Consider the following 14,886-nt stretch of genomic DNA (forward strand, 5'->3'; position numbering starts at 1 on the left):
TAAAAAGAGATTAGATCTTAAACTGACTAATCTCTTTTAATAATTTTTCAGCTAATTGGGCAATTTTTTCAACGTTTTTATTATTTTGCAACACTTGATCTTTGTTTTCGCTTGACATTTTTTGAATTAATTCCATTTTTTCGACAAATTCTTGCATTATTTTAATTATTGATTCTATTTTATCTACATTATGTTGAACTTTTTCAACGACAACTTCCATTTCATTGGATACATCACCTATTTTTGCCTGAACCTCTTGTGTCTGATTTGTAACTAAATTAACATTTTCAATATTTTGATGCATTTCATCATTAGCAGTATTTATAGATTGAACTATTACATTTATCGTTGCGTCGATTTCACCTAAACTTTTTTGTGTTCTCTCAGCCAATTTTCTTACCTCATCTGCAACAACAGCAAATCCTCTTCCGTGTTCTCCTGCTCTTGCCGCTTCAATTGCTGCATTTAAAGCAAGCAAATTAGTCTGATCCGCTATTTCACTTATAACTGTTAGAACATTTTTAACCTGTTCGGCGTCTTGTGCCAATTGTTGCAATTTAAGTGCCAAATCATTTTCATTTGCAGCATTTTGTTGAATGTTTTCCATTGTTCTATCTATTAAATTCATAGCTTGTTTTAAACTTTCGTTTGCAACCAATATACTACTTTTTACTTCATTTGAAGTTTGAGACTCTTCAAGTAAATTATCTTTAAGTTCATCTGCAATATTTGAAGCTGAAGTAACGATTTCAGCCTCTTTTTGAATATTTTCATTTATTGACTGAAAAGCATTTTTTAAACTAATAGCAACACTTCTATTTTCATTAGAACTTCTATAAGCACTAGTCATTACTTCATGTAATATTCCTAAAAATTCTTTTAATGCCATTCTAATAGTTCCAAATTCATCTTTTTCATAAATTCTTACTTCAAGTGAAAGATCTTTATCCTGAGCTATTTTTAGAATTAACCCTTTAAGACTTCTTAATTGCATTTCAAGTTTTCTAACACTCATAAACCCAATTATTATCATAATAATGTTTATGATAACCCCTATAATTGTTTCTGCAATATAATGATTGGAAATTTTATTTAAATCACTTAAAATAATATTTGCGATATTATCATCAATCTTTTTTAATATATTAATTTTTTTAGTTATAGTATTAAACCAATATTCTGGGTCTATATTAAAGTTACCCTCATTTGCTTTTTGAAGAGCAATTTGTCTCATTCTTTCCACTTCTTTAAAAGAAGGGTCTTGAATTAATCTATAATACATTTTTTTCATTTGAGGTGAAGCAAAAGTTAAGAAATCATCTAAAAATGCATTTTGTTCTGAGATAAGTCTAATAAATTTAACAAACATACCTGGTTTAAATTTATCTGCACCAAAAGTAGCACTTAAAACAGCCCTTTCTATCCCTGCTCTTTCTTTAGCCTTAAGAAAACTAACATAAGCAGCTAAATCCATAGCAATAGTTTCGTTTGGAGCAAGCCTAGAGGTTAAACCTATTATTTTAAGAATGGTAGCATTCATTTTTGTATACCATGCTACTTCATCTTTTACACTAATAGATAAATTACTTACTTTTTGTCTCATTGTAGGCAGTTCACTTAAAAATTGATTTAATTTATTAATCTCTTTTTCCAGTTCCCCATCATATTTTACAATGTCAATTTGTTTCAAAGCTTCTTTATATTCTTTTATTTTTTGATCAGTAGATTTTCTTTGTTTAGGTAAAATGGTCTTAAATTTTTTTCCATGACTACCTAAATATCCTGCACTTGCACCTCTTTCTTTTTGTGTTTCATGTATTAAAGCACTTAATGATTTGCTCAATATTACCAATTCTTGTAAGTTAGTTTTTTCTTTTTCAATTTTCATAGAAGTTAAAAAATCACGAATATTATAATAAGAAATTACCATAGTTGCCAATGCAACTATAATAATCATTGTATTACGAAGTGAAAGTGCATTAAACATTTTTTTCATGACACTACCTTTTTTATTTAAATTATAACAATTTTTAGCATTAAATCGGATATTTTTGACAATATTAAAAAATATTATTAAAATAGAGTAAAATTTTTGTAAAAGGAGTCATATGAATAATATAGATTTTTGTTTACCAAATCAAGATGGCGTTGAAATATGTTTAAGAGATTTAAAAGGAAAATGGATTGTTTTATATTTTTATCCTAAAGACAATACACCGGGATGCACTACGGAAGCTAAAGAGTTTAGCGAACTTTTAGATGAATTTGAAAATTTAGGGGCTGTTGTTATCGGTATAAGTCCTGATAGCCCTAAAAAACATTGTAATTTCATTGAAAAACATGATTTAACTATAACGCTACTGAGTGATGAAAATAAAGAAGTATTAAAAGCTTTCGGTGCGTGGGGCAAAAAGAAAATGTATGGAAAAGAATACGAAGGTGTAATTCGTTCAACTTTTATAATAAACCCAGAAGGTGAAATCGTAAAAGAATACAAAAAAGTTAAAGCCAAAGGTCACGCTGCAAAAGTTCTGGAAGATTTAAAAGAGCTTATTAAGGCTTAAACTACCTCTTCCTGATTTGCCGACTTAATTTGTTATAACTAATTCCAAACTTTAATAACTTAACCGCCCCTAATAACAAATATACTAATAACTAATTAACCTCAAAATTCTTCACAACTTAACTACTTAACTACTTACCAACTCACTTACTAAAACCCATATCTTTTCATTGCAGCAGAAGCTTCTTTTTTAAGTTCTTTTTCTTTCATAACACGTCTTTTATCGTGAAGCTTTCTACCTTTTGCTACCGCTATTTCGAGTTTTGCCCTGTTTCTGTTGTTAAAATATATTCTTAATGGAACAAGTGTGTAACCCTTCTCGCTCGTATATCCTGCGAGTTTTGCAATTTCCTGTTTGTGAAGAAGAAGTTTTCTGGGTCTTTTTTCTTCATGTCTGTATGCTTTATAAGTTGTATCAAGATTACTAATATGTCCCTGGAGCCACCAAACTTCCCCGTCTTTTATTCTGACATATGAATCTTTTAAATTCACTCTTCCGGCTCTGAGTGCTTTAACTTCACTACCTTTAAGTTCTATTCCGGCTTCATATTTATCAAATATATCATAATCATGATACGCTTTTCTGTTTGTTGCAACAACCTTCATAAAATACCTCCTCCCTGCTTTTCACTTTTCATTTTTCACTTGTAAACAGCGTTCCGCCTTTATGTTCCCCGTTTAAAAACGCCTTAACGTCACTTAAATCAAATCCGCTTGTTAAAAACATTGACTTGCCTCTTTGCATTAAAAATTTTGCGGCTTTAAGCTTTGTAACAATTCCCCCTGTCGCAAATTGATCATTTGGATTACATTCTTGTGTTAATAATTCGTCTTTTATTTCAGTTACAATTTTTAAAGGTTTGGCGTTCTTATTCGTTTTCGGATTATCCGTATAAAAAGCGTCAATATCGCTTAAAATAAAAAGCATATCCGCATCAAAATAGTAAGTAACATATGCACTGAGCTGGTCGTTATCGCCAAATAATATCTCTTCTACTGATACCGAATCGTTTTCATTGATTATCGGAATCACTTTGTTTTCAAGCAACACATTTATCATTTTTCTTGCATTTTCAGTTCTTTTTCTGCTGTCAAAGTCAGCTGCGGTTACCAGAACCTGTGCAACTGTAACGTTATACTTATGAAACCTCTCTTTATATTCTTTCATCAATAAAGGCTGTCCGATAGCGGCAAGAGCCTGTTTATTTTCGAGCCTGCTTTTATCAAGAGGGCATCTGGTATATCCGGCACCTACGGCACCGCTGCTTACCAATAAAACTTCATATTTTTTATTTAATTCGCTAAGAAGTTCTACAATGTCATCTATTCTATTACTTAGTTTTCCGTTTTCATATAAAGTGGCTGTTCCGACTTTAAATACTATTCTTTTCATTTTCTTTTCTTTTGTTTTTTTCAACCAAGTCAAAAAGTGCAAATTTTAATGCTTCAATATTAATATTTGCAACAGAACTTATAGGCAATACAAACGTTTTATCATCAAAATGACACGGCAAATTAGGATCCGCTTTAAATTTAGGTTCTGTTTTTGAAATATTCATTTTCTCAAAAAACTCATCTATTTTTTCAACATTCACACTATCACATTTAGTTAAAGCGATTGCATAGTCCCTGCTCGCAAGTTTTTCACTATATTGTTTTAACTCTTTTTGTAATGTTTTAAACTGATACACCGGATCTCTGTATGAGCTTAAATCAATCATATAAAGAATCGTTGATGTTCTTTCAATATGTTTTAAAAATTCAATTCCAAGCCCCCTGCCTTCATGTGCGCCTTCAATAATTCCCGGAATATCAGCCATAACAAAACTTCTGTATTCATCTACTCTTACTACGCCAAGTTTTGGTGTCAATGTAGTAAACTCATAATTTGCTATTTCCGGCTTTGCATTGCTAAGCGTGCTTATAAGCGTTGATTTACCGGCATTAGGAAATCCCACAAGTCCTACATCGGCTATAAGCTTGAGTTCCATGATTATTTCAAGTTCTTTTCCTTCTTCACCAGGCTGAGCATATCTTGGCGTCTGGTTTCTCGGACCTCTGAAATGCCAGTTTCCAAGACCTCCTCTTCCGCCTTCAAGCAGAACTTTTCTTTCGCCATCCTCTTTCATATCAAGAAGCACTTCACCGCTTTCGGCATCTTTTATAATAGTCCCTGGTGGAACTTTAATAATTAAATCTTCTCCATTTGCGCCGTGTTTTTTTCTGCCTTCACCGGGTCTTCCGTTTTTGGCTTTTAAAAGTTTTCTACCTTTAAAATGCGAAAGGGTGTGTGTATTTTTATCACATTCAACGATAACATCACCGCCCTTACCGCCGTCACCGCCGTCAGGACCGCCTTTTACGACAAACTTTTCTCTTCTAAAACTAACACAGCCCTGTCCGCCTTTTCCGGATTTTACTTTTAGTTTTATATTATCTACAAACATTTGTTTCCTTTTACAATGGATAATAGGTAATGATTAGTTTAATATGAATATTTAATATGTTAATAACTATTAACTATTAGCCATAAACTAATTATGAATTTTATCAAATTATGAAATTAAAATGAGGGGAAAAGAGAGAATTAGTTGTTTTCTACTGGATATACTGAAACTTTTTTTCTTTGTTTATCTTTAATTTCGAATTTTACATATCCGTCGATTAAAGCATAAATTGTATGATCTTTTCCAAGTCCAACGTTATTACCAGGATGAACTTTTGTTCCTCTTTGTCTGATAATAATATTTCCTGCTCTTACGAACTCTCCTCCGAATTTTTTAACGCCAAGTCTTCTACCAGCAGAATCTCTGTTATTCTGAGTTGACCCTTGTCCTTTTTTATGTGCCATGGAATCTCCTTAAATTAAGCTACGATTTCTTTAATTACAACTCTAGTGAAGTCTCTTCTGAAACCTCTTTTTTTTCTAGAATCTTTTCTTCTTCTTTTTTTGAAAATGATTACTTTTTTTCCTCTTCCGTTATTAATAACTTCTGCTACTACTTTAGCACCTTCAACAAGTGGTGTTCCTATTTTAGTATCATCACCTTTTACTAATAAAACTTCATTTATTTCTATACTTGATTTAGGCTCAGCACCTTCAATTCTATCAAGCTCTAATACGTCTCCAACGCTTACTTTATATTGTTTTCCGCCATGTTTAATAACTGCATACATTTCGTTAACCCTTTATTGGTTTTTTAGGATGAAATATTAACTATATTTCCTTAAACTAAACTTAAATTAAGAAAACTTTAAGTTTCATTCAGCAAATGCCACGCATTCTATTTCTACTTTTGCACCTTTTGGCAACTCTTTTACAGCAACAGTGCTTCTTGCAGGTTTATGTTTAAAATACTCTCCGTAAATCTCATTTACAGCAGCAAAATTGTTAATATCATCTAAAAATATGGTAGTTTTAACTACATTTTCCAATTTTACACCGGCAGCTTCCAATACTGCTTTTAAATTTTCACAAACCTGTTTAGTTTGTGTTCTGACATCCACATCTAAAAATTCACCTTCAGGAGTTAAAGCTATCTGACCTGAAGTGTATATAAAATTTCCTACTTTAATAGCCTGAGAATAAGGCCCGATAGCTTCAGGAGCATTTTTAGTATAAATTTTTTGCATTACTTCTCCTTTTTGCAAAATTATATCAAATTACATCTAGGATAATAGTTAATTAGTATATTTGTTATTAGTGTATTGGTTATTAAAGTTGTTAAGTTAGTTAGTTGTTATAGTTGGTTATTAGTTATTGGGGTTGGTTATTGACATATAAGTTTTAAAGCTAAAACATTGCAGTATCTGTTACTTTTTATTGTCAATCGTAAAAATTTTCATTGCAACATTTTTCATTACCAATTCCTCATCTTTTCCTCTCTCTTTATACTTGAAACTTTAAACCTAGAACTTGAAACCCAAAACTTGAGAGCTTTTCCATCTCTTTCGCCAAAAAAAATCTCCTATTTATTTTTTTGTTCTGTATTGCTTCTCACTTTTAACTTTTCGCTTTTTAAAACTTCCTTCGTATATTGACGCCCTATTTCTATAAGTTCCAACGCCCTGTGAAATTCATACCATTTTGCTATTGTAGATGGAAACTTTATTTCCAGATCTGGAATATATTCAGCTCTTCTGTATCTAAAAATAACCTGCATCATTAATTCAATTGACATATTCGTCGGATCATCTTTTTCTTCAAAAATTTTATCCCACATTTCGTGTAAAATATTAATTTTTTTCTTTGTTTCTTTTTTATATTTGATATTTATATCCTGGTTTTCTTCACCATATAAATTAACGGCAATAATTAAATCAGTCATATCACTCATAACAGGTGCAACAGGCATAAGATTTAAAACACCTCCGTCTACTAAAAGTAAATTGCGGTATTTTACCGGTTCAAAAACACCTGGAATAGCCGCAGACGCTTTTACAGCCTTCCACAAAGGACCTTTTTGAAACCATACCTCTTTGCCTTTATTTAAATCCGTAGCAACTGCAGTGAATTTTATAGGTAAATCTTCAATATTATAATCACCCACCAACTCTTTTATTTTGTTGAAAATTTTATCCCCGTTTAATTTAAACGGCGGTTTTATAAATTTCAATATATCTAACAATTCTAACGATTCAACCCAATTTTTATATATATCAAGTTTACCACATGCTTCCAATGCCCCTATTAAAGCGCCCATTGAAGTGCCGCTTATGGACGCTATTTCAAAACCTTCTTCTTTTAATGCTTCTATTACACCAATATGTATATAACCTCTTGCACCGCCCCCGCTTAATACTAATGAGATTTTCATTAAATACCCTTTACATCAAATTGATTATAAAATTACTTATTTGTATAATTATATTAACAAAAACAAACATATATTTAATACTAACAAAAAAAATTATAATGAGCGTTAAACATTAATAGTGACAGACACTATATGGTAAAAATATAAAAAGAAAAAGAAGAAATTATCTTTTTGAAAATTGAGGAGATTTTCTTGCTTTCTTTTTCCCGTATTTTTTTCTTTCTACTCTTCTTGCATCTCTTGTAAGAAGACCAGCAGGTTTTAAAATACTTCTGAATTCCGGTGCATATTCAACTAATGCTTTAGAAATTCCGTGTTTTACAGCATCTGCCTGCGCTGCAAATCCACCACCAAACACTTTAACATCAATATCAACGGCATTTTCTTGTTTAGTAAGCATTAAAGGCCATCTAACTCTTAATTTAAGAGCTTCTCTTCCACCAAGAAAATCATCTAATGTTTTTCCGTTTACCGTAATATTTCCGCTTCCGGCTTTTAACCATACTTTAGCTATTGCTTCTTTTCTTTTTCCTGTTGCGTAAATTCTTCCGTGCATTTTCATTAGTTACCCTTTACTTGAGCTGTGTGAGGATGATTTTCACCTGCGTATACTTTTAATTTTTTAAGCATTTTTCTTCCAAGTTTAGTTTTTGGAAGCATCCCTCTTGTAGCTAGTTTAAATAATTTCTCAGGATTGTTTTTAAGAAGTTTTTCAACTGTTTCTTCTTTTAGGTTTCCAAAATAACCTGTATGTTTATAGTATTTGTCTTCTAATTTTTTAGATGTTGAAAATTTTACTTTATCAGCATTGATTACAACAACATAATCACCGCAATCTACATGAGGTGTATAATATGGTTTATGTTTACCTCTTAATTTTGTAGCAATTTCAGTAATAACCCTACCGAAAATTTTATCTTTAGCATCTATTAAAATCCAATCTCTTTTAACATCTTCTTCTCTAATTGATTTTGTAAATTTCATTATCACACCTTTTGTGAATTTTTTAGGTATGGAATTTTAGGAAAGAATTCTTAAAGAAACCTTAATTTAAGGAAAGTTTAAGGAAAAAGAAACAAAAACACACTTTTTATTTTTTAAAAACTTTGAAATTTAATAACCAATTCGACTTCACCAGCAGGAATTCTGAGCTCTTTACTTATTTCCTCTATTGTGTAACCATTTTTATATAAACTGATTATTCTCTGTTCATCAGTTTTATTAATATTCGAAAAATCAACCATTTTACTTTTAACAGAATGTTCCACATTAAAAAGTTTGTTTTCAATTTCTTTAATATATTTCATGTTTTTTTCTTCCATTTTTTTAATATTTTCTACTAATTTATCAATTACGTTTTCCATTTCTTCAAGCATTTTTTGTGTTTCTTTATTACTCGATTCTTTTTTTAACTTATAAACTTCTTGATTTAAATCCTCAAGCGCCAATTCCATTGCCGCAAGTTTTGATTCAACAATTCTATCTCTTTTTAACATATAAAAAAATAAAAATAGAATAAACCCACTTAAACCTAAAAACATAATAATTTCTATTTTACCCATTTTTTGCCTTCATTTCCCTTATAATTGCCCTTTCTCTTGCCATAATAAATGCATTGTAATCTTTTATATCCCTCTCATGCATCAGTAAGATTTTAGCCAATTTTTCATTTTCAGCTTCAAATATAACCGGAACCACTCTTGGCGGAAAAACCGGCAATGCCATTCTTCCGTAATATTTTTTACCTTTTTGAAACATAGGATCTTTTATTTCAAAATAATCAAATCCTATTTTTTCTATTTCGGTTTTATTATTAAGTTTTAACAATTCTTTTTTTTCATTTTTTACTATTGCCGTAAGTTCGTCAATTTTTCTGTGAAGAGCAATTAATAATTCCAAAAGCACGGGGTCGGTCTCTTTAGTTTCACCCCGTGCTTTTGCAAGTTTTATATATTGTCCTATCGGATCTTCACTTTCACTTCCGAGTTTGTCAAACTCTTCTTTAAATTTATCATCATACTCATCAAATTCAAACTCTATAAATGCGGGTATAAGTCTTGGCATCAGTTTACCTTATCTAAAATAATAAGAATTAAAAAAGCAATCCCCAAATATCCGTTTACATCAAAAAACGCTTTTGGAATGTTTTTAAAGTCGCGTCTGACAAGCTTTTGTTCATAATAGAGCATTACGCCACCCAAAATGACAGCCAACCAGCCAAAAAAACCTAGTTTTGCGTATGCGGCAAAAAGCGCCCAAAAAAGAACACTGAAAACATGAAACATCGCTGATACAAATATAGCACCCTTTTCACCCATTAATGCAGGTATTGAATGTAGTCCTTCTTCTTTGTCAAATTCCATATCCTGCAGAGAATACAAAATATCAAATCCTGCAACCCAAAACATTACACCAAGAGCTAAAAAAACCGACCAGCATGGAATCGAAGCTGTAATCGCTATAGCACCTGCTATTGGTGCGAGTCCAAGAGAAATCCCAAGAACCAAATGCGCAAATTCGCTAAACCTTTTAAAATAACTATAACCACCTAAAACTATAAGAATAGGAATGGATAATTTAAACGCTAATGAATTAATTAAATATGCCACACCTATAAATATTAATGCGTTTGCCAAAATAAATAGTTTGATCTGACCTTCCGTAATTTCACCTGTTACCGACGGCCTATCCTGTGTGCGAGGATTTTTGGCATCAATATCTTTATCCACAAGTCTGTTTACAGCCATTGCAAAATTTCTTGCACTCACTGCGGCCAATATACCTAAAAACAAAAGTTTCCATCCAAACCACCCGTCTGCAGCCACTATCATAGCTATTAAAATAAAAGGAATACTGAAAATCGTATGAGAAAATTTAACCAAATCCATATATTTTTTTATCATTATGTATCTCCTTACAACTTCACGACTTATCAACTTCACAACTTATTTTGTATAATTGTAGCAAAAAAGGTAAAGATGTTTGCTATTATAGGTCCTACGGCCAGTGGAAAAAGTGATTTGGCTATAAAACTCGCATTAAAACTCAATTATGAGATTTTATCACTTGATTCACTGAGTATTTATAAAGAAATAGACATTGCTTCCGCAAAGCCTTCAAAAGAAGAGCTCTCTAAAGTCAAACACTATGGAATTAATGAAATATATCCCGACGAAAAATTTGATGTTGTTAAATTTATCGATATTTACAGAAAAATTCCCCATAAAAACATAATAATAGTGGGTGGAACGGGTTTTTATCTTAAATCAATGCTTGAAGGCATTTCAAAAATGCCGGAGATAAACGAAGAAATAAAAAAAGAAGCTTCAAAAAAAGATTATAATTTTTTAAAACAGATTGACCCTGAATTTGCATCCAAAATCTCACCAAACGACACATACAGAATTCAAAAAGGACTTGAGATATATTTTGCTACAAAAACTCCCCCAAGCATCTATTTTAAAAACAATCCCCCAAAACCCGTGCTGCCCGAAATTCCTATTTTTGAAATTGCTGTCGATAGAAGCGTTTTAAGAGAGAGAATAAAAAAAAGAACCGATAAAATGTTTAATTCGGGTCTTATCGACGAAGTGGCGTATCTTGAAAAAAAATATCGAGACAGAAGACTGCCGGCTCTTAAAGCCATAGGAATTAAAGAAGTTTTGGATTATTTTAACGGCAAATACGATATAAAAACATTAAAAGAAAAAATAATAACCAATACCGCAAGACTTGCAAAAAGACAGCAAACATTTAATAAAACCCAGTTTAAGAATAAAATATCCGCACCTCTTGAAAAATTAGAAGAGATTGTATTTTCAAATATAAAATAGAGGAAAACCTCTATTAAATTTGCGGATTTTTGTTAATAGATTGTTTTAGAAGATCTGCAATTAAGAAAGAGAGTTCTAATGCCTGTTTTGCGTTTAATCTCGGATCGCAATGAGTTTCGTAACTTTTTTCAAGATCTTTTTCACTGATAGAATACGATCCGCCGATACATTCGGTAACATCTCTTCCCGTCATTTCAAGATGAACCCCGCCAGGAAACGTTCCGAAACTTTCATGAACGGCAAAATACCCTTTAACTTCCTCCAAAATCTTATCAAATTCTCTTGTTTTTATATTGCTTGAAGTTTTTATAGTGTTTCCGTGCATCGGATCAATACTCCAGATAACTTTTTTACCGGTATCCACCACGGCTTTTAAAAGTTTAGGAAACTCTTTTTCTATCTTATCGGCACCCATTCTAACAATAACATTCAATCTTCCGGCTTCATTTTCAGGGTTTAGTTTTTCTATAAGTTCAATAAGTCCTTCCGGCGTCATACTTGGTCCTGCCTTAATTCCTATAGGATTTTTAACCCCTTTTAAAAATTCAACATGTGCTTCATTCGGATCTCTTGTTCTATCACCAATCCAAAGCATATGTGCAGAACAATCATACCACTCACCAGTTAAGCTGTCTTGTCTGGTTAACGCCTCTTCATAATTTAAAAGCAATGCCTCATGTGATGTATAAAGTGTAGTCTCTCTTAAATGAGGCGTATTATCAGGCGTAATACCAACTGCTTCCATAAATTTTAAACTTTCTGTAATTCTATCAGCCAGTTCTTCAAATCTGTGACCTTCAGGTGATTCTTTTACAAAATCAAGCGTCCATTTGTGAATTTTTCTAAGATCCGCCATTCCACCTTTTGCGAATGCCCTTAAAAGGTTCATAGTTGCAGCAGACTGGTTATAAGCTTTTAACATTCTTTCCGGATCTGCTTTTCTGGCTTCTGGAGTAAATTCAATAGAATTTATTATATCACCTCTGTAACTCGGAAGCTTAATACCATCTCTTTCTTCAAAATCGCTACTTCTAGGTTTTGCAAACTGCCCTGCAATTCTTCCTATTTTAACAACTGGAAGGCCTCCTGCAAATGTCAGCACTACCGCCATTTGCATCATTACTTTAAACATATCTCTTATGTTGTTTCCATCAAACTCAGCGAAACTTTCCGCACAATCCCCACCTTGAAGCAAAAATGCTTTACCTTCACATACGTTTGCTAATTTGTTTTTTAAATTTCTAACTTCACCAGCAAAAACCAATGGAGGATATTTACTAAGTTCTTTTTCAACCTGTTTTAATTTTTCTAAATCTTCATATGTTGGTTGCTGTTTTATGGGTTTACTTCTCCAACTTTCTTTCGTCCAAGTCATTATTTTCCTTTTTTATATTAAAATAGTGTTTTCGCATCTTTGCATAAATTCTTCCATAGCACGGAATCATTAACTTCTAAACATTTTTCAATGTATTCTTTTTTACCTGTTAAATTAGCAAGCATATAATATGCTCTTGCCTTATCTTCACCTTTGATTCGTTTTAATACTTGCTTCAAAACTTTAATTGCGGCAGTTTTATTTTTAGTATATTTGGCATATGTAAACTCCACAAAAGGTGAATATGGATATGCTTTAAATTTATCCTGCAAATCTATTATTTTTTTTGCATATATTGCGGCTGTTAAATAGTCTTTATTTTGCAAAGACCAATTAACAATTTTAATAAACACATCACAATTTCTAATATCATTTTTTTTCTCTAGAATTTTAGCAGTTTTTATTGCTTCTTTAAAGTTTTTAAGCTTCCATAATGAGAAAAATTTCTTTAATTGATACTCATAACATCCTTTTTTCATTACTTGACACAAATCATCAACAGCTGTAACCAAACCTTTATAATCATTCAATCCTTCTAACGCTTTTATTTTTCTTTTCATCCATTCAACAAAAACTACGTCGTTAGGCGAATTAAGATATTTATTGCATACAACAGATGCAAGGTTAAAATCTCTTGCTTTTATTGCACATTCATAGACTTGCAAATCATATTTTTTATTCAATGTTATATTATATTTTTTAATAATTTTTACGGCTTTTATACATTCGTTTTTCTTCAAAAGCTCCAAACTATATTTTTGGGCAACATCTTTTAAAAATTCCTCTTTATTTTTTATATATTTTTCATCAAGATTTTTAATTTCATCGGCCATATTTAATATTTCCGAATATTTTTTTATTTTATATAAAAGCATTATTTTTTTATATAGTGCTTTTTTGGCAATTTCTTGACCTTTGTATTTTTCAATTATCTCGTCTATCTTTTTAAGCTGTTCAGTTGTATTTGAATCATCAACCTCAAATAAAACTTTATCTCTGAGTGCTTGAAGCTGATCGCTGTAATCCCCATACGGAAACTCGTTAAGATATCTGTTTATCCAATAATCAGCCTTTTTAAAATCACCAATATCATAAGACCATAGTGCAAGATAATACTCAAGTGGCTCGTATAGATCATCCAATTTTTTAAGTTTTTTAATTAAATCTTCACCTATATCTATAGCTAAAGAATACAATTGATGTGAAGCCAGCATCTTAGCCAGTTCAAAAGCTTTTTTCTTATCTTTTAAAATAAATTCTTTATTTGCCTGATAAACCCTTTTATAATATTCAAACGCTGTTTTTATATCACCTTTATCCATATATCTTTGAGCAAGTCTCATTGCAGCAAGAGACGCAATATCAATATCTTTTGTGGAATAAAGTGCCTTTTTATATAGCTCAAAAGCTTTTTTGCTATCACCTGTAATATACATTTGATCCGCCCAGTAAATCATAGCCAAATATGCTTCTTTGGTATTAGGATATTCTGTAATAATTCTTTGATAAAAATAGCTTGCATCTGTCATAAATCCAAGTTTTGTGTAATTCTTGGCAATTATTAAAAGCACTTTAGGCAGGTTTTCGTTGAATGCATAACTCTTAATCCACTTTTTGGCAAGTGATATCACTTCCTCAGGTTTGTTTTCTGAATCGAGTATTTTTAGTTTTAAAAATTCTATATCGGGCACAAATACAGAATCCGGAAAATCTTTTAAAAACTGATCTATTTCATCCAATACATCCCTTCCTTTTTCATATGCTTTTTTGATTTCAAAATATTTAATTACGTCTTTTGCTTGATTGTTAATATTAATTGGATTTCCGTTTTCGTCTATAGTTCCAATATAAGGTTTTGGAGAATTTTTAAAATAAAAATTAAGTCCTTCTATCTTTTCAGAATTTATAAAAGGTATATTTTTACCAGCAATAATAACCCATTTTTTTGCATATTTTGGATTTATTCCTATAGTGGGACTATTATATAAATTGTCTTCAAAAGATTTTAAAATGAAGTCAGTTTTAACATTAAAAATTAAAACAAAGAAATTTTTACAAAATTCAGGTTTTATGTCAAAATAAATCGTATTGGTTTTAAATACAGGAGTGCTTGGAGTTTTTTTGAAAATACATTCGATTTTTAAATCATTTTTTTTACAATAAAAAGGTTGGTCATTCGTAATAGTTAATATTTCATAGGGATTATTTTTTTTATAATAATCTACATTAATTTCTAAACTATATAAACTAATGGAAAAAAATAAAAAAAGAAGAAATTTCAACTTTTGCCTTTTTGCT

General features: G+C 31.0%; 17 protein-coding genes. 2 read left to right on the top strand and 15 right to left on the bottom strand.

All coding sequences use genetic code 11. The features are described 5' to 3' along the window. Positions 1 to 10: 10 nt before the first annotated feature. Positions 11 to 1,996 carry a methyl-accepting chemotaxis protein gene (locus tag ACYQ19_RS03500; RefSeq protein WP_459978037.1) on the bottom strand — a complete coding sequence of 662 codons (1,986 nt, stop codon included), beginning with the start codon at positions 1,994 to 1,996 and terminating at the stop codon, positions 11 to 13. Between the two features lie 112 nt (positions 1,997 to 2,108). On the opposite strand from ACYQ19_RS03500, the gene bcp reads away from it, so the two are divergent. Then, positions 2,109 to 2,564: a thioredoxin-dependent thiol peroxidase gene (gene bcp / locus ACYQ19_RS03505; RefSeq protein WP_459978038.1), complete on the top strand. Its 456-nt coding sequence runs from the start codon at positions 2,109 to 2,111 to the stop codon at positions 2,562 to 2,564. A gap of 149 nt (positions 2,565 to 2,713) precedes the next feature. On the opposite strand, the gene smpB is transcribed toward bcp, so the two are convergent. From smpB to mqnP, 12 genes are all read right to left on the bottom strand, one after another. Next, positions 2,714 to 3,169, bottom strand: coding sequence for an SsrA-binding protein SmpB (gene smpB / locus ACYQ19_RS03510; RefSeq protein WP_459978039.1), 456 nt, complete (start codon positions 3,167 to 3,169; stop codon positions 2,714 to 2,716). Between the two features lie 28 nt (positions 3,170 to 3,197). Next, complete coding sequence (gene proB / locus ACYQ19_RS03515) at positions 3,198 to 3,956, bottom strand: glutamate 5-kinase (RefSeq protein WP_459978040.1); 759 nt, start codon at positions 3,954 to 3,956, stop codon at positions 3,198 to 3,200. Next, positions 3,937 to 5,010: a GTPase ObgE gene (obgE, locus tag ACYQ19_RS03520; RefSeq protein ID WP_459978041.1), complete on the bottom strand. Its 1,074-nt coding sequence runs from the start codon at positions 5,008 to 5,010 to the stop codon at positions 3,937 to 3,939. Before obgE ends, proB begins: the two co-directional genes overlap by 20 nt. A 140-nt stretch (positions 5,011 to 5,150) precedes the next feature. Then, positions 5,151 to 5,414 carry a 50S ribosomal protein L27 gene (gene rpmA / locus ACYQ19_RS03525; protein WP_459978042.1) on the bottom strand — a complete coding sequence of 88 codons (264 nt, stop codon included), beginning with the start codon at positions 5,412 to 5,414 and terminating at the stop codon, positions 5,151 to 5,153. Between the two features lie 14 nt (positions 5,415 to 5,428). Continuing rightward, on the bottom strand, positions 5,429 to 5,740 hold the full coding sequence (gene rplU, locus ACYQ19_RS03530; protein WP_459978043.1) for a 50S ribosomal protein L21: 312 nt from the start codon (positions 5,738 to 5,740) through the stop codon (positions 5,429 to 5,431). 84 nt (positions 5,741 to 5,824) lie between these two features. Next, on the bottom strand, positions 5,825 to 6,196 hold the full coding sequence (locus ACYQ19_RS03535) for a RidA family protein (protein WP_459978044.1): 372 nt from the start codon (positions 6,194 to 6,196) through the stop codon (positions 5,825 to 5,827). A 335-nt stretch (positions 6,197 to 6,531) separates the two neighbouring features. Next, positions 6,532 to 7,380 carry a patatin-like phospholipase family protein gene (locus ACYQ19_RS03540; protein WP_459978045.1) on the bottom strand — a complete coding sequence of 283 codons (849 nt, stop codon included), beginning with the start codon at positions 7,378 to 7,380 and terminating at the stop codon, positions 6,532 to 6,534. A gap of 163 nt (positions 7,381 to 7,543) precedes the next feature. Beyond that, positions 7,544 to 7,936 (bottom strand): 30S ribosomal protein S9, encoded by a 393-nt coding sequence (rpsI, locus tag ACYQ19_RS03545; RefSeq protein WP_459978239.1) that lies wholly within the window; start codon positions 7,934 to 7,936, stop codon positions 7,544 to 7,546. Between the two features lie 5 nt (positions 7,937 to 7,941). Then, positions 7,942 to 8,364 (bottom strand): 50S ribosomal protein L13, encoded by a 423-nt coding sequence (rplM, locus tag ACYQ19_RS03550; RefSeq protein WP_459978046.1) that lies wholly within the window; start codon positions 8,362 to 8,364, stop codon positions 7,942 to 7,944. A gap of 113 nt (positions 8,365 to 8,477) precedes the next feature. Then, on the bottom strand, positions 8,478 to 8,942 hold the full coding sequence (locus ACYQ19_RS03555; protein WP_459978047.1) for a DUF6115 domain-containing protein: 465 nt from the start codon (positions 8,940 to 8,942) through the stop codon (positions 8,478 to 8,480). Beyond that, the gene (locus tag ACYQ19_RS03560; RefSeq protein ID WP_459978048.1) at positions 8,935 to 9,444 is read right to left on the bottom strand and encodes a hypothetical protein; all 510 of its coding nucleotides are present in this window, start codon (positions 9,442 to 9,444) and stop codon (positions 8,935 to 8,937) included. The genes ACYQ19_RS03555 and ACYQ19_RS03560 overlap by 8 nt, the downstream gene beginning before the upstream one ends. Then, positions 9,444 to 10,283 (bottom strand): menaquinone biosynthesis prenyltransferase MqnP, encoded by an 840-nt coding sequence (gene mqnP, locus ACYQ19_RS03565; RefSeq protein WP_459978049.1) that lies wholly within the window; start codon positions 10,281 to 10,283, stop codon positions 9,444 to 9,446. Before mqnP ends, ACYQ19_RS03560 begins: the two co-directional genes overlap by 1 nt. A gap of 75 nt (positions 10,284 to 10,358) precedes the next feature. On the opposite strand from mqnP, the gene miaA reads away from it, so the two are divergent. Next, the gene (gene miaA / locus ACYQ19_RS03570; protein WP_459978050.1) at positions 10,359 to 11,213 is read left to right on the top strand and encodes a tRNA (adenosine(37)-N6)-dimethylallyltransferase MiaA; all 855 of its coding nucleotides are present in this window, start codon (positions 10,359 to 10,361) and stop codon (positions 11,211 to 11,213) included. Between the two features lie 13 nt (positions 11,214 to 11,226). Here the strand turns inward: miaA and ACYQ19_RS03575 are convergent, their stop codons facing one another. Together ACYQ19_RS03575 and ACYQ19_RS03580 are read right to left on the bottom strand one after the other, a co-directional pair. Next, positions 11,227 to 12,588 carry a class II 3-deoxy-7-phosphoheptulonate synthase gene (locus ACYQ19_RS03575; RefSeq protein WP_459978051.1) on the bottom strand — a complete coding sequence of 454 codons (1,362 nt, stop codon included), beginning with the start codon at positions 12,586 to 12,588 and terminating at the stop codon, positions 11,227 to 11,229. Positions 12,589 to 12,605: 17 nt separating this feature from the next. Beyond that, on the bottom strand, positions 12,606 to 14,870 hold the full coding sequence (locus ACYQ19_RS03580) for a tetratricopeptide repeat protein (RefSeq protein WP_459978052.1): 2,265 nt from the start codon (positions 14,868 to 14,870) through the stop codon (positions 12,606 to 12,608). Between the last annotated feature and the right edge of the window lie 16 nt (positions 14,871 to 14,886).

The organism is Nautilia lithotrophica, assembly GCF_054656815.1.